Below are 15,708 nucleotides of genomic sequence, written 5' to 3'. Positions count from 1 at the left end.
CAGAGAGGAAGGAGAATGAACTACGAATATCGCTAATTATACGAATAAGCAAGATGAAAGCAATGAAACAAACTATAATCACAACCTACAAAAAGATATACGCAGGGCACACAGACTTGATCATGTGCTTTGTGCTGATAATACTTGTCTTATTCTCGTCTGCTCTCCCTGCTCAGGCTACGCCAGAATGTCAGCGATTACGGTCGCAGGCAGCGTGCATTAGTAAATTCAGTAACCCACCAGTACACGTAAATGGTGCGCAAATGCCCCGTGGCAATGCGTCGTGGCTGGTTATGGTATTCCAATCTGTTGGGTGGTTATCAGTCTTTGCTTCGCATTTCCTTTATGGGCTTGCAAACAGGGGCTGTTCCCATGCTTCATTTAATGAGTGGTTACTACACTTCCCTGCTTCGGGCTTACGCAACAACAATGATGGTTCGCTCAACAACGTCGGCAACAACGGTTATTATTGGTCGGCGGTTCCGAACAACACGAACAATGGTTGCAACCTGAACTTCAACTCGGGCAACGTGAACCCGCTGAACAACAACACTCGTACCTATGGGTTCGCGGTTCGGGCTGTCTCAGAATTTACCGCCTGGCATGTGGACGAGTTGACGAGAAAGTCAGCTATCATCATTTATTATCATCCATTACTCCTCAATCAATGAATCTATTGAACGATATATTTGCAGCCTACTATGATGCTCGGCGGAATAAGCGGAACACAGAGAGCCAAATGAAGTTTGAGATGAATCTTGAACATAACCTCATGCAACTCTACGACGAACTGCGTTTACGTTCTTATCGTCCCTCACCTTGCATCTGCTTTATCACGTTTGATCCTGTACAACGAGAGATATTTGCCTCGTCGTTTAAGGATCGTGTGGTGCATCATTTATTGTTCAACTACATTGCACCACTGTTTGAAACAACGTTTATACACGATAGTTACTCGTGCCGTGTGGGGAAAGGGACTTTGATGGGTGTGGAACGGTTTGAACACCACCTGCGTAGCTGCACGCAGAACTATACTCGATCAGCTTACGTGCTGAAACTTGACATACAAGGGTATTTTATGAGTATTCCGAAACGTGAACTGCGGGAGTTGTTGCGCAAAGAGATGGATAAGAAGCCGCAATGGAACAAGATGATTGACCGTGGGCTGGTTGATTTCCTAATTGACTGCATTCTGCTGCGCGACCCTACGAGTGATGTGCGCATTGTTGGGGGCGAGGAGGATTGGGAGGGATTGCCATCCTCAAAGAGTCTCTTCCGTTCGACAAAAGGTACAGGGCTACCCATTGGCGACCTCACGTCACAGCTATTTAGTAACATTTATCTGAATCAGCTTGACCAGTTTGCTAAACGTCAGCTACACTTAAAGCATTATGGACGATATGTTGACGATTTTTATGTTATAGATACTGACCATCGTAAGCTGGCGAGATTGATAGGGCTGTTTCGTGATTATCTGCATGATGAGTTGCACCTTACATTGCACCCAAAGAAGATTAGCTTGCAACACTGCTCAAAGGGTATGACATTCCTTGGTGCTTACGTTATGCCTTACAGACGTTATCCACGGTGGCGCACGATACGAAAGTTTCGTTTTCGGATGCGCCAGATAGAACAGCTCTGCAGCCGTGAGGAGGCTCTGAATCGGCGGCAGGTGTTGTTCTTACGGAGCGTGATAAACTCTTATTGTGGTTATCTAGGGCACTTTAAATCATTTCTGCTTCGGAAAGTAGCTGTTGACCGCCACCCGTTTTATCGGTACTTCTTTTTCTTTGGAGGGTTTTATGTGGCAGGGTTGAAATCTGTAGGAGTTTTAATTACTAAGTAAAACCCACCCCCTCCCCCTCCCGAGGGGAGGGGTGATTAATTACTACATAGCCCTTGTGGTTGGTTTGGGAGATAAAGAAAAATGTAAAGAAAAATCCGCAAGTTTTGCGGAAGTAATAAATCTAATTATTAATAGGCTGCAAGCTGTGAAAATCGGCAGTTTGACGAAAGTACATATTGTGGGGCACAAAAGTACATTTCGTGGGGCACGAAAGTATATATTGTCAGCCACGAAAGTATATGGCGTAAAACACGGGTGTGCGACTCGTTATGATGACTGATAAAAACAGTGTTGCAGCGTAAAAATCTTTTATTATGGCGTTTTATAAAAAAGCTCAAATGGGAAGCCTCCCCAAGCCCCTCCAAGGGAGGGGATGTGCCTACGGGGGCTAGTTAGGAGATGTGCTACGGGAAGCCTCACCAAGCCAAAGCCTCACCCCAAGCCCCTCTCCCGAAGGAGAGGGTTGTTTTAGGAGGGGATGTGCCTAAGTCCGCTCACATATATTTGGTTATTTCGAACTGTATGCAATAAGGACATCCCCTCCTTCGGAGGGGCTTGGGGAGGCTGTTTGAGGGTCGGCTTTCTTTTTTATACCACGGGGGCATTTATAAAGACTGATTTAGGGTAACAATCGTTCTGTAATAATTCGATCGATTTATATTAATTGTGAAATTAATGTCTTTCAAAACTAGTGTATTAATTTGGTTCTCTCGCCCCCGTGGTCACTTTTTAGATGAAATGATACAAGAACCAATTTCTTCATGACAAGTTCGTCCTGTCTTTGAATGGCTGCACAAAGGTTGGAGTGTCTAATAAGTAAGAAGATATAGAATAGTGTTAAAAAGGGGTCGAAGACGATACTTATTAGCAAATAAAACGCTATTTTTGCAGAGAAAAGTAGTTCAATAACATAAAAGGTAAGAAATTATGAAGAAGATTAGAGCAGCTGTGATTGGTTATGGAAACATTGGTCAGTATAGTGTTCAGGCCTTAGAAGCAGCAAAGGATTTCGAGATTGCGGGTGTTGTAAGGCGTCAAGGTGATAAGGACAAACCCCTAGAATTGACTCCATACGAGGTTGTTGACGACATCACAAAGCTGAAGGATGTTGATGTTGCCATCCTTGCTACTCCAACAAGAAGTTGTCCAGAGTATGCCGAGAAGATTACGGCTTTGGGCATTAATACCGTCGACTCTTTCGATATTCATGGTTCCATCTTGGACTATCGCACGAAGCAAATGGAGAATAACAAGCGTACTAACACAGTGAGTGTTATCTCTGCTGGATGGGATCCGGGCTCTGACTCTATCGTAAGAGTACTAATGGAGAGCCTCGCACCAGAGGGTCTTTCTTATACAAACTTCGGTCCTGGTCGTTCTATGGGACACTCTGTTGTGGCTCGTAGTAAGCAGGGCGTTAAGGACGCATTATCAATGACTATACCTTTGGGAGAGGGTATTCACCGCCGCATGGTATATGTTGAACTAGAAGAAGGAGCCAACCTTGAGGATGTAACAAAGGAACTTAAGGCCGACGATTACTTTGCTCATGACGAGTTGCATGTGTTTGCTGTACCTAGTGTTGACGCCTTGAATGATGTTGGTCATGGCGTTCACATGACCCGTAAAGGCGTTAGTGGGAAGACACATAACCAGCATTTCTCATTCGATATGAATATCAATAACCCTGCACTTACAGCTCAGGTGCTTGTCAATGTGGCACGAGCTAGTTTCCGTTTAGCCCCTGGTTGCTATACAATGCCTGAGATTCCGGTCATCGATATGCTACCCGGTAGTCGTGAAGAGATTATTGCGACTTTGGTTTAAGGGTATTAGTCTTATTAGCCTTATTAGCCCCATTAGGCTAATAAGCCCAATACCTTCCCCTCTAATAATGGCAACCAATGTTGGTTGCCATTATCTTTTTATGTAATATATTGACGTACAAAGGCTTTTATTTTGTACTTTTGCACTCTGTATGAGAACATTCCAACATAAGGTAACAATAAATGATATAGGAGCGATACTAGTGTTTGGTCTTGGTGCATTCTTCTGCTTGTGGCATCGAACCAGTAGTGTGATGGTAGTCTTAGGGTTCGTTCTTATCGTGGTAACTCTTCGTGCTGTCGACCGTGCTATACATACTAGTTATGTTCTTACTGACGATGATCAATTACGCATTAAGACGGGACGTATCGGACAAACAAAGTGTTTCTCTATCAGTGATATTCGATCATTAGAGAAGCATCCCTTTGCTTTTCACATTGGACATTATATATTAATTGAATTGGTAAATGGCAATACCATTAGCGTACAACCTGATAATGTCGACTCGTTTCAGGCTGTACTTACCAAGCGAATGATAAAGAGTGAGGACGAAGAATGAAGTTAAGATATTTATCGGCATTGGTTCTTTGCGTTGTATTGAGCCTACAGGTTCATGCGCAAGTATATCTTGATAGTACGGAGGTAGCCAATATTCTGCATCCAAAGGCGGTTGTTGTTCAACCGAAAAGTGATGATGTTGATGAGGAAGAAGACGAAGATACAGATAGCATTATACCGGCTTTCTCCACTGATAGCCACCTCTCTTGGAAGGAGAATATCACGAATCGTTTGGATGGAATCATGCGCAGTCAGCTCCTTGAAACGGTGCAGGCTTCGGTCATGGTATGGGACTTAACCGATGATGTTCCTGTCTATCAGTTCCGTGAGAAACTCCATCTTCGCCCCGCCTCTACGATGAAGTGCGTCACAGCTATTGCTGCTTTGGATAAGTTAGGAGCTGATTATGATTTCAAAACACGCATTTACTATACAGGAACAATCAATGACTCTACGAAGGTTCTACACGGCGATCTCTATTGCTTGGGAGGTATGGATCCGATGCTGTCATCCAGTGATCTGTCGGCGATAGCAGACTCTATTCGACAGTTGGGGTTCACTCGCATTGAGGGTAATGTTTATGCTGATCTGTCGTTCAAAGATAAAGACAGACTTGGAGAAGGGTGGTGTTGGGATGATAAGAATCCTGTTCTTACGCCCTTATTGATTGATAGGAAGGATGAGTTCTTAGATGTTCTTCTTCGCAAACTACGTACTGTTGGCGTATCAGTCGATGGTTTCACCGATGAACGACAAGTTCCCTCTAATGCGTCATTGATCGTTACCTATACTCATTCTATACGTGAGGTCTTACACAGAATGTTAAAGGTCAGCGATAATCTCTATGCAGAGTCTATGTTCTACCAGTTGGCTGCGAGTGGTGGAGTTCGTTGGTGTTCTGCTAAGCAAGGGAGGAACTATGAGAATGCACTCTTCAGTCGTCTCGGCTTGAATCCACGTGATTATAATGTGGCAGATGGCTCTGGTTTGTCCCTTTACAATTATGTAAGTGCAGAGTTAGAGATCCAACTCTTGCGTCATGCCTATCGCAATCAAGAGGTTTACAATGCGCTCTATGAAGCCTTACCAATCGCTGGTGTTGATGGCACACTGCGTAAACGTATGCGGGGAACAAGTGCCCAAAACAATGTGAGAGCCAAGACTGGTACAGTGCGTGGAGTTAGTTCACTGGCTGGTTATCTCACTGCTTCAAACGGGCATTTGATATGTTTCTCTATTATTAATAATGGTGGAATGACCCATTCGCCAATGCGTCGTTTCCAAAACAAGATATGTGTGGCATTGTGCCAATAACCCTTCATTTAAATGCAAATAACTATGTTGCCGAAACTTCCTCATCACTTATTAAATGACGTACTAGAGCAGATTCGCATCTTTGTAGAGAATGTTATCCTATCATTGGGAGTGCATGGTCATGCTGTCCCAGTACTGCGTCATATATTGTTAACGGTGGTAGCTCTGTTGCTGGCACTCGTTGCTGAGCTTATTTGTAAGTATGTCTTTGTACCTTTAATACTGAAGATTGTAAAGCGAACAGAGGCTAAATGGGATGATGTTATATTTGACTATAAGGTCTTGAAAGTGGCTTGTCGCATTGTTCCAGCCCTCGTTATCTGGAAGTTAATGCCCCTTGTTTTCTATCAAATACCCGTTGTTCAAGAGTCTTTGGCACGTCTGACAGCGGTCTATCTCACCATTGCTACCACACAGCTTGCCGTTGGTATCATTGATAGATTGCGTTATTTGAATACGAAACCAGGTAATTCTACGAGCCAATACCTCAAGTCTTTCTGTGGAGTATTGAAGATATTGACCATCTTTATAGCTGCTATTGTGGTTGTGGGAATACTCATTAATCGCAGTCCAATGACCCTTCTTGCTGGTTTAGGAGCCACATCTGCTATCTTGATGTTGGTATTTAAGGACACAATTGATGGTCTTGTCGCTGGAGTTAGGCTCACCAGCAACGAGATGATACACATTGGAGACTGGATAACATTGACCGATGGGAGTATAGATGGTACTGTTCAAGACATCACCCTTACCACGGTTAAGGTGAAGCAAGGCGATAACTCTATTGCAACGGTATCTCCGCAGACACTCGTCAACGGCTCTTTCTTAAATTGGAAGGATATGTTAGAGGGTGGAGGACGTCGTGTGAAGAAGGTCGTCTACTTTGATGTTCGCAGTATAAGAATTGCTGATGATGATCTCAAGAAGAACCTTCTTGCAAAGGAATATGTCAAGGGGGAGGATTTGAAGGGAGATGTAATTAACATCGGACTCTTCCGTCATTACATGGAACATTACCTATCCAAACGAGAAGATGTAAACCCTAAGATGACTTTACTCCTGCGTCAATTAGATGCGACGCAAGCAGGAGTTCCTATCGAGTTTTACTTCTTCTTATCTAATAAGGATTGGGTTCCTTATGAGCATTCAACGTCAGATATTCTCGAACACGTTTATGCCTATGCGCATGAATTTGGCTTGAAGATCTATCAGCAGAACCCTGTTCAATAATGGAGAAGGCTTCTAGCAGGAAACTTCCGAAAGCCCTTCTAAAGGTGGATATACACCTACTTGAGTTACTGGAGGTATAAGATAAGGAACAGACAAGTGCGTCTGTTCCTATTTTGTTTGTAATGTTTAATAACTCACCTCTACGGCTGTTGGGTACACACGATAGGGGTCGTAATATTCCACACAACTATTGATCATGTCTTTTAGATTAGCCTTTACAACACCCTGAAAAGCCTTCTTTCCGTTGATGATTACTGTCACCTCTTTGTTAAGATTTACCAGTTTATCATTGAGATAGATACGTAGTTTCCCTCCTTGAGCCGCCGAGTAAGAACGATTAAACTTCATTTCTATGCCCCATTGTGGCTCTTTCTCCGTTGTTGTATAGCGTACATCTTGTATGCTAAGAGTAATCACATTCCCTTGAATAGACATATCATAATAGGTGCGAAGGGCTGATGGACGCTTCAAAACCTGTAAGTTGTAAAAGCCTGAACGATGCCTTCCATCCATCTCAAAGTCCTCCCATAGCACCGTCTTGGGGTATGGATTCCTAACGAATTGGCGCAACCATGGTGTGGTGAGACTATAGTCTATGTGGTGTTGCATACCGGGTAGGAGCTGTACACGATGGCGGAAGAGGGGCTGTTGGTCAGCAGAGAGTGGACGAGAGAGTTGCGCTGAATCGAAAGCAACCTGCGTGTAATGGGTTAAGATGTTACGATAGAATCCAGTGTCATCAGCACCTGTTAAGAATGAAAACCCTATATTAGCACAATTCTCAACTGGCGCATTCTTCAATGGTTCTCCACCAGCCATTGGACCTGCAGCTGCCCAATAGTCGGCATAAAAAGAGGCTAGTCGCTGACTTCCGTAACCACCTTCTGATATGCCAAAGACATATAGTCTGTTAGCATCGACAGCCTCTTCTGCGAGCGACTGGCGGATGAGTTTCTCCCAAGCAAACTGCTTGGCAAGTTGCCACCAACGATAGTATTCGCCCTCATTGGGTATCTGTGGGATGAAATAAGACGATGGCGAATCATGGAACGACTTGGCAAGTAAGATACCATTCTGCCATTCCTGCGCCTTCGGTCCAGAGCCATGTAGATAAAGAAAGAGCGGTAGTGGCTTATCACTTGTGCCTTTCGTTCCATAGTAATAAGGCATTTTTGCGTTAGGCTCTAAGCCTTGTGGCAAGTCCCATGATGCCTGATTGGCATTTTGTAAAGGCTCTGCAGGAATGAGTTTCTGCTCCTTCAGTGCCCGATTAGCTGCTTGCCAAGCCTTCCAAACCATCTCTTGATAGTGAGGAATATCCTTGTTCTTGATGCTTTGTTGTAGGTGGGTTACACAGGTAGGGGCATTGGTGAAAGCCTTTCGGTCAGCCACTTCCGTGGTCAGTTGGGTATTTAATGTTTGCAAGAAATAACTCTCCACGTCCTTTTCCAAGTTCGTTGATTGTGCATGCACACCGACAGATAAGGTGAGAGCTAAGGTGATTGTGGATGCGAAACGATTGAATGGTATCATAGTTAATAACGTTGTTTGTTCAGATTAATAAGTATTGTTTTGACGGCAACAAATATACACATTAAATCTTATATAGCGTGTTTCTCCGTGTAGTTTTTTGTTTTGTGCAGTGTAGCGAGGCAGTGCTTCGTTAGCACCGGATAGGAGACAGTAAAGAAGGAGAGGCTTTCTTCAATATGAAGAAGGCGTTTCCTTGATACGAAGGAGGCGTCTCTTTCAATGCAAGAGAGGCTTTCTTTGATTGCTGATATAAGTTTTGTCTTATTTAACGGAAGCCTACTTGTAATATAAAAGATTTGTCCTATCTTTGCAATCAAGTCATGTGTCTATGCCAATAATAGGTTTATACCTATGGGATAGATATTCGATAAATCCTTAACAAACATCTAATAATCAACCTAAAGTTTATGACTAAGAACCGAGTTCGAAGCTTATTTTTTATGATTTGTGCGCTGTTTATATGCTTATCAGCCCATGCACAGAAGTATCGTTATCAAGTGAATGGATTGGTGCAAGACGCTATTACGGGAGAAGGAATGCCTGTGAAGTTATACTTGATGACGGCGGATAGCATTGTGATAGATTCTGTTTCGACCGAAGCAGAGCAGAATCCAGAGAGCGGCGAGACGCTTTATTCTGGCGAATATTCCTTTCCTGGTGTTATAGAAAAGGGTCATTACATTGTTCATGCGGTGTCAGAAGGGTATCAAGATGCCTACATGAATTGCGAACTGAAGAGCAAACGCGAGTTCTATATACCTGTGAGAACCATCTATATGTATAAGGTGCACAAGTTAAAAGAGGTCACGGTGAAGGCGACAAAGCTGAAGATGGTCATCAAGAAAGATACTATCGTCTATAATGCCGATGCGTTTAATCTGCCTGAAGGGAGTATGCTGGAGACCTTAGTGGCACGCTTGCCGGGGGCGAAACTGACGAAGGATGGACAGATATATGTCAATGGCAAGTATGTAGAGAGCCTATTGGTCAATGGCAATAACTTCTTCTCTGGTAACCCAATGATGGCTTTGGAGAACCTGCCAGCCTACACGGTAAGTAAGATAAAGGTGTTCAATAAGGCTGGACAGAAGTCGCAGATGATGGGACAAGACATGGGCGACAAGGTATATACAATGGATGTACGACTGAAGAAGGAGTATGCTACGGGCTACATGGGCAACTTTGAGGCTGGAGCAGGTACTCAACATCGTTATATGACACGTGCTTTTCTCATGAAGTTCTCCGATAAGGAGCGTATCGGGACATACTTTAGTATGAACAACCTAAACGATAATCAGCGGGCAAGACTTGATGGGGAATGGTCGCCGCAGGATGTTTCTGACGGACTAACAACGACGAAGACGGCTGGACTCTCTTATATGCGCCCCTTGGGTTCACCGATCTCTTGGTTTCAAAGTGATGTCACTTGGGAGCATACGAACGATAATTTAGTAACGAAGACGAACACACAGACCTTCTTACCTGATGGTGACTCCTATCGCAAGGCGGTGTCGAATATGAGGAATAGTAGTACGTCGTGGCAAACAACCAACCTGTTAATATTGCAGGAAGATGCCTATTATGTGACATCGAATCTGGCTGCATCTTATAAGAAGAAAACGGGTTGGGGACTGGAAAACCAGCGTGACTCGGTACATAATTCATTGTTGAGTCGACTGATGGAAAGCCAGAGTAACGATGTAAAGCACTATGGTTTCACATTCGATAATAGTGTGGGATGGAAGGTGTTAATGAGTGATATGTTCGGAGTAACAGGTCAGGTGTATTACACTAGAGACCTGAATCGCTCATTATTATCGTCCGACTTGCAATACCCAACGGCTGCCTTACCTGCAGATAAGCGTGTGCGCTATCTCAATACACCGAATCAGAACCTCAAGCTAACGGCTGGCTTGCATTATATATGGAACTATCGTGGCCGCAGCGTGATACCTGAATACAAGTACATCTATAACTTTAACAAGACAAATAACCTCCTTTACCGACTCGATCGGATAGGTGCTGGACCTTACTCACTCGATAATCTCCCACCATCAACAGCCTTGATGATAGCGGGCGCATTGGATGGTAACAACACTTATGAGTATCGGGAGCGTCGACATGAGCACCTCTTCAATCTTTCTTATTCGTCATTAAAGAGCCTACTCTTCGGTGCCGAGTTCCGTGTGGGAGTACCCGTTCGCCTCTTGCATGCCAGTCTGAACTATGAACGAATGGGGATGCAGCACATCAGTCGACAGCGGACATTCTTCGAACCTATGCTCTCTTTGGAGAAACAAGGTCAATGGTCAGTGCGCATGGGGGTGAGTTCGGACTTCCCCGAGATGACGCTTCTTACCACTTACCGAGACGACAGCAATCCGCTATATGTGCGTGAGGGCAATAGCAAGTTGCGTGATATTCATAAGTACTATGTGACGGGTAATGTGACATTCCGTGGTCAGCACCAACAGAATATCAGCCTAAGTGCGAGCTATAATCAGACGGATAACGCTGTGGCATACGGTCTGCAATATGATAAAACGACCTCCGTTTCGCACATCCTACCCGTTAGTGTGAATGGTAACTGGCATATTAATAGTAGTTTCAACTTCACACGTGCATTGGATAAGAACAATCGGTTGACGATTGATAACAACTTCGCAGCAGAATATAGGCACTCGGTGGATATGGCACAGACGCTGGGTAGCACGGGAAACGAGCGTAGCATAGTGGGGAATGTGATACTTGATAACTCATTGAAGTTGAATTATCGAGCCAATGACAATGCAGAGGTTGCCTTGCACGGAGGCGTGAAGTATTACTCAATCACTAGCAAGCGCACAGGCTTCGAGGCTATTCATGCAGGTGACTATAACGTGGGACTGAATACGACCTTAGCACTTCCTTGCCATTTCCAGTTGGTCACTGACATGACAGTCTTTATGCGTCGAGGCTATCAGCAAGCAGAGATGAACACGTCAGACTGGCTCTGGAATGCACAACTCACACGTTCCTTCTTCAACAATCATTTGTTAGCTAAGTTGCAGGCGTTCGATATTCTCCACCAGTTGAGGAGTACAAGCTATGCCGTTAATGAGCAAGGGCGCATGGAGACTTGGCACAACAGTATTCCCCGATATGTGATGTTCTCGCTCGCATGGAAGTTCAATGTCAATCCAAAGAAGAAGTGATCATGCTCTCTCTTACGATCTAATCACGTGTCCTCTTACCATCTAATCACGTGCTATCTATCATCTAATCGCGTGCTATCTACCATCTAACAAAGAAAGGTCAGGCTATGTTTTTAGCCTGACCTTATTGTTTGTTGGAACGTTACAGATGCCTATTCGGGCTGCATGATACCATTCACGCCTATACTTAGAACGCCCTTCACGCCTTTGAAGTAGGCTATGGCTTTGTTCATATCCCATCCTTCACGCACCTTAATCGCTACTCCGTTAGATTCCTTGTATTTGTAGAGCACCGTACATGCGCTCGTCTTGATCGCCTTCATGAGCGGTTTGCTGCCCTTCTTCTTATCGAAGAAAATAACCAACGTGTAGCTTGCCAGTGCAGGAGCAGATCTTACTTGCGATGTCGAATCAGCCTCTCCCTCACCATTCATAATCCGTTCCTTGATAGGGCATTGCGCCATTGCTGCGGTTGATTGAACCAACAGGAAGCCCATCAATAATAGGCTTGCTTGCATATACCTCTTCATATTCTTTCCTTTTAATTACGTGCTGCAAAGATAGAGATAATTTCGCATATCACCATAAAGGTGTATGTTTTATTTCGCTCTTGAGGTTGTTATAGACTATTGGTTCTAATAACTTCTTTTGAGGGAAGAGCTGTGAAAGGCGGTTCAAAACAGCTAATGAAGGCAACCTAATAGACAATTTTGTTAGAAGAAAAGCAACTAATCTGTTGTTATGGATTCCTATTAATGAGAGTTCTTATATATGTTTTTCAATGAGGTAGATAATGTTATTCAACTAATTTGACAGCACTATCTAGTTAATTGGACGACATCATCCAACTAATTGGACGAATGCATCCAACTAATTGGACAACATCATCCAACTAATTGGATGACACCATCCAGCTAATTGGATGATACCATCCAACTAATTGGATGTAGCTGTTTTATAGTGTAAACCTTAGAATCTCATGGCAGCTTTGGTACCAATAGTCAGTGTGTGAATGTACTCTTTGTTCTTCATGCTGTATGGTGGCTGTATATTGTGATCGGCAAATAAGCCAAAGGCGAAATGCTTTCTTATATGATAGTTAATACCTAAACCTGTTCCAATGCCCCATCCAGTATTTTTCGGAATATTTATATTATTGATTATTGTATTGTAATAATAGGTAAACGTTGCTAGCAGCTTTGTATCAAGCGTCCATCTAAGCGTTAGTGGAAGCGAGAAATAAGGTCCAATGCTGAAGTTATCGAAGTTGAACGTGTTGTCTTGTGTTTCAGTGTCGTTAATGATAAGCTGTATGTTTGAGAAAGTTGAACGCCCACCAATACCTATATACTTATTGAAGAAGTAGGCTCCTTCAACACCAAGGACGGTTCCCACTGATGTTTGGATGGTTGTGTTATTATTGATATCAAACTTACTTAGAGGGATATTAAAGCCCATATAGAGGTTGAAGAATGAAGGGTTGCTACGTCCTAGTTGTTCCTCCTCTTGTAACTTTTGGAAGTTTAATCCCCTACCTCTCATGAAAGTATCAGTTATCCAATATCCGAACTCTGTTGACAGAATACCAAAGCCAGCTCCAACCATGACATCACTGAGCCAATGCTTGTTATTCGCCATACGCATTAGTCCTGTTGCAGTTGCTATGGTATATGCCCCAACACTCACCCATGGAGAGATGTGCCCATACTCCTTGGATAGCATAGTGGCAGTCATAAAGGCGGTCGCAGTATGTCCTGAGGGAAAGCTCTGTTTATTGCTTCCATCAGGTCGGGTTACATTGGTTGTATATTTGAGTCCTTGTACCACCCCTGTCATCAAAGTAATGGTGATAGCATCGCTCATAATCATCCTTCCCCATGAGGACCTGCTTGGCACTCCTGCTGCCTTCAAGCCGAGCATGACAGCCGCTGGTGCTATCTGTGTGTAATTGTCGAGTTTATAGTCGAACTTAGGCATGAAGTCATTCCTTAGTACTCGGAACTTATCGTCGAAATGTTTTTCGAGTAACCCCATAGCTATCAGTGGGACGCCTAGATAGGTAGCTTGAAACCAACGTCGCTGTCTGAAGTTATCCATCTTAGTCTGAAGCGATGGTTGGATAATTGTATTTTGTTCGGTTTGTAAGCTATCGTTGCTGATAACAGATAGTGTGTCTGCTGTTTCGGAATACCCACACATTGAAACAAAGAAAAGAAGATATAACAGTAGAACTGATTTAACTCTATTTGTTGGGTGTTTGGATAGTTCTTTCATTATCTTAGAGCTTGTTTGCTGGCAATGTTATTATGCTGTTATAGAAATTAATTAGTTATATAATAAAGGTAAGGAGGATGTGTCGAAAATGTAATGACACATCCTCCCGTTAGACGTTTCTTGTGTGTTAATCGTTATGCTTCAGCAGGTTCATCGTCCGTAGCCTTGAAGTTAGCAAGGTCTGCTGGGTCGAATGACTTGATGTAAGAAGCGTGACCAATCACCTCTTCCTCTGCCATGCGAACGAATACATTAGCCGACTTCTTGAATAACTCTGGTGCCTTAGAAGCATCTTCAATCAAGAGTAGCGAACCAATGATATCGGCTGTCATATTGTATAGACGGCGAGCAAGGAAGTCGTGGATATCTTGGTTATCGTAAGCATTTACCCTCTCGATTGACTCCTCGTAAAGCTCAACGAGACGAGCAACACGATCGCGCAAAGCCTTCATGCAGTCGCAAGCGAGTTCGCCCTCAAGCATCTCCTTCATGATAGAAAGGTAGGTGCCGTTGGTGATGTAACGAATAGCAGCTACTACCTGGAGTTGCGTTGTACCCTCATAGATAGAGAAGATACGCGCATCACGATACAAGCGTTGGCACTTGTACTCCATGATGAAGCCAGAGCCTCCATGGATAGAGATAGCATCGTAAGCAGTCTGGTTAGCGTATTCAGAGTTGATACCCTTGGCGAGCGGAGTGAAAGCGTCAGCCAGTCTTATGTACTTCTTCATCTCTTGACGCTCCTCAGGAGTGAGCTTCTGGTCACGAGCAATATCCTCCAATGCCTTGTAGATATCAACGTAACGAGCCGTCTGATACAATAGCGAACGACCAGCGTCGAGCTTCGCTTTCATACGAGAGAGCATATCGTAAACCGCAGGGAAAGTTATGATCTTCTTGCCGAATTGCGCACGTTCCTTTGCGTATGCCAATCCCTCGTTGTAAGCCTCTTGCTCAAGACCCACCGACTGAGCGGCTATGCCGAGTCGAGCACCATTCATCAATGCCATAACGTATTTGATGAGTCCCATGCGTGTGTTGCCACATAGTTCTGCTTTTGCATTCTTGTAAACAAGCTCGCAAGTAGGCGAACCATGTATACCGAGCTTGTTCTCGATGTGACGCACGTCAACGCCTCCATTGCGCTTATCGTATATGAACATAGACAAGCCACGTCCGTCTCGTGTGCCCTCTTCTGATCTGGCGAGGACGAGGTGGATATCAGAATCACCATTGGTAATGAATCGCTTCACACCATTCAGTCGCCAGCAATTCTCCTTCTCATCGAAGGTAGCCTTGAGCATAACGCGCTGGAGGTCGGAGCCAGCATCTGGTTCGGTGAGGTCCATTGACATGGTTTCGCCTGCACAAATGCGTGGGATATAGCGTTGGCGTTGGTCGTCATTACCGAACTCGTAGAGCGTGTCGATACATGACTGCAATGACCAAATGTTTTGGAAGCCAGCATCAGCAGCTGCAATAAGCTCTGATAACATAGAGAATACGACGTTAGGAAGGTTCAAGCCACCATATTGGCGTGGCATTGATACGCCCCATAAACCAGCTTGACGAGTGGCTTGTATGTTCTCAAGCGTCTTACTTGCATAGTGCATGCGGTTATCAATGAGGTGTGGACCTTCTTGGTCGACAGCTTCAGAGTTAGGTGCGATGATGTTCGCTGTGATGTCTCCCGTAATATCAAGGATACGCTTGTAATTCTCAATAGCGTCCTCGTAGTTTACTGGTGCTTCAGCGTGTGTAGCGGCATCAGCGTAGTTACGCTCCTTCAATTCTACAATGCGTTTCATCAATGGATGATTCAAGTGAAACGCTATCTCTGGGTGGTCAGTATAATAATTCATAAGTCCCAATAGCCTCACCCCCGCCCCCTCTCCGAATGGAGAGGGGAGTGATATGCTTTATAGGAGG

The 15,708-nt window shown here is 44.1% G+C and carries 11 protein-coding genes; 7 read left to right on the top strand and 4 right to left on the bottom strand.

Annotated features, from left to right (window positions below; genetic code table 11):
* Nucleotides 1-62 precede the first annotated feature (62 nt).
* From O3603_RS06505 to O3603_RS06480, 6 genes are all read left to right on the top strand, one after another.
* Nucleotides 63-671, top strand: coding sequence for a hypothetical protein (locus tag O3603_RS06505; RefSeq protein WP_234422953.1), 609 nt, complete (start codon nt 63-65; stop codon nt 669-671).
* Nucleotides 668-1,846 (top strand): reverse transcriptase domain-containing protein, encoded by a 1,179-nt coding sequence (locus tag O3603_RS06500; RefSeq protein ID WP_371521614.1) that lies wholly within the window; start codon nt 668-670, stop codon nt 1,844-1,846. Before O3603_RS06505 ends, O3603_RS06500 begins: the two co-directional genes overlap by 4 nt.
* A 927-nt stretch (nt 1,847-2,773) precedes the next feature.
* On the top strand, nt 2,774-3,673 hold the full coding sequence (locus O3603_RS06495; RefSeq protein ID WP_009435703.1) for a diaminopimelate dehydrogenase: 900 nt from the start codon (nt 2,774-2,776) through the stop codon (nt 3,671-3,673).
* Between the two features lie 151 nt (nt 3,674-3,824).
* A complete protein-coding gene (locus O3603_RS06490) occupies nt 3,825-4,232 on the top strand; it encodes a PH domain-containing protein (protein WP_273539920.1) in 408 nt (135 codons plus the stop codon).
* Nucleotides 4,229-5,545, top strand: coding sequence for a D-alanyl-D-alanine carboxypeptidase/D-alanyl-D-alanine-endopeptidase (gene dacB / locus O3603_RS06485; protein WP_371521612.1), 1,317 nt, complete (start codon nt 4,229-4,231; stop codon nt 5,543-5,545). The genes O3603_RS06490 and dacB overlap by 4 nt, the downstream gene beginning before the upstream one ends.
* A 24-nt stretch (nt 5,546-5,569) precedes the next feature.
* Nucleotides 5,570-6,775 (top strand): mechanosensitive ion channel family protein, encoded by a 1,206-nt coding sequence (locus O3603_RS06480; protein WP_371521610.1) that lies wholly within the window; start codon nt 5,570-5,572, stop codon nt 6,773-6,775.
* Nucleotides 6,776-6,901: 126 nt separating this feature from the next.
* On the opposite strand, the gene O3603_RS06475 is transcribed toward O3603_RS06480, so the two are convergent.
* Nucleotides 6,902-8,308 carry a hypothetical protein gene (locus O3603_RS06475; protein ID WP_371521608.1) on the bottom strand — a complete coding sequence of 469 codons (1,407 nt, stop codon included), beginning with the start codon at nt 8,306-8,308 and terminating at the stop codon, nt 6,902-6,904.
* A gap of 407 nt (nt 8,309-8,715) precedes the next feature.
* Between O3603_RS06475 and O3603_RS06470 the strand changes: the two genes are divergently transcribed.
* Nucleotides 8,716-11,502 carry a hypothetical protein gene (locus tag O3603_RS06470; RefSeq protein WP_371521606.1) on the top strand — a complete coding sequence of 929 codons (2,787 nt, stop codon included), beginning with the start codon at nt 8,716-8,718 and terminating at the stop codon, nt 11,500-11,502.
* A gap of 152 nt (nt 11,503-11,654) precedes the next feature.
* Here the strand turns inward: O3603_RS06470 and O3603_RS06465 are convergent, their stop codons facing one another.
* From O3603_RS06465 to O3603_RS06455, 3 genes are all read right to left on the bottom strand, one after another.
* On the bottom strand, nt 11,655-12,032 hold the full coding sequence (locus O3603_RS06465; protein WP_371521604.1) for a hypothetical protein: 378 nt from the start codon (nt 12,030-12,032) through the stop codon (nt 11,655-11,657).
* A 439-nt stretch (nt 12,033-12,471) separates the two neighbouring features.
* Complete coding sequence (locus O3603_RS06460; RefSeq protein WP_371521602.1) at nt 12,472-13,776, bottom strand: phosphatase PAP2 family protein; 1,305 nt, start codon at nt 13,774-13,776, stop codon at nt 12,472-12,474.
* A 134-nt stretch (nt 13,777-13,910) separates the two neighbouring features.
* Entirely contained in the window at nt 13,911-15,641 is a 1,731-nt protein-coding gene (locus O3603_RS06455) for an acyl-CoA dehydrogenase family protein (RefSeq protein ID WP_371521600.1), read from the bottom strand.
* Between the last annotated feature and the right edge of the window lie 67 nt (nt 15,642-15,708).

The organism is Prevotella sp. 20925_1_30, assembly GCF_041433025.1.
Classification (GTDB): Bacteria; Bacteroidota; Bacteroidia; order Bacteroidales; family Bacteroidaceae; genus Prevotella; species Prevotella vespertina.
Note: the sequence above shows the minus strand (reverse complement) of the source record. Positions and strands in the feature narration are given on the sequence as shown.

Bases quoted from the DNA above. Each gene is read 5' to 3' on its own strand.
- O3603_RS06505 (WP_234422953.1), top strand. From the start codon at position 63: ATGAAACAAACTATAATCACAACCTACAAAAAGATATACGCAGGGCAC.
- O3603_RS06500 (WP_371521614.1), top strand. From the start codon at position 668: ATGAATCTATTGAACGATATATTTGCAGCCTACTATGATGCTCGGCGG.
- O3603_RS06495 (WP_009435703.1), top strand. From the start codon at position 2,774: ATGAAGAAGATTAGAGCAGCTGTGATTGGTTATGGAAACATTGGTCAG.
- O3603_RS06490 (WP_273539920.1), top strand. From the start codon at position 3,825: ATGAGAACATTCCAACATAAGGTAACAATAAATGATATAGGAGCGATA.
- dacB (WP_371521612.1), top strand. From the start codon at position 4,229: ATGAAGTTAAGATATTTATCGGCATTGGTTCTTTGCGTTGTATTGAGC.
- O3603_RS06480 (WP_371521610.1), top strand. From the start codon at position 5,570: ATGTTGCCGAAACTTCCTCATCACTTATTAAATGACGTACTAGAGCAG.
- O3603_RS06475 (WP_371521608.1), bottom strand. From the start codon at position 8,308: ATGATACCATTCAATCGTTTCGCATCCACAATCACCTTAGCTCTCACC.
- O3603_RS06470 (WP_371521606.1), top strand. From the start codon at position 8,716: ATGACTAAGAACCGAGTTCGAAGCTTATTTTTTATGATTTGTGCGCTG.
- O3603_RS06465 (WP_371521604.1), bottom strand. From the start codon at position 12,032: ATGAAGAGGTATATGCAAGCAAGCCTATTATTGATGGGCTTCCTGTTG.
- O3603_RS06460 (WP_371521602.1), bottom strand. From the start codon at position 13,776: ATGAAAGAACTATCCAAACACCCAACAAATAGAGTTAAATCAGTTCTA.
- O3603_RS06455 (WP_371521600.1), bottom strand. From the start codon at position 15,641: ATGAATTATTATACTGACCACCCAGAGATAGCGTTTCACTTGAATCAT.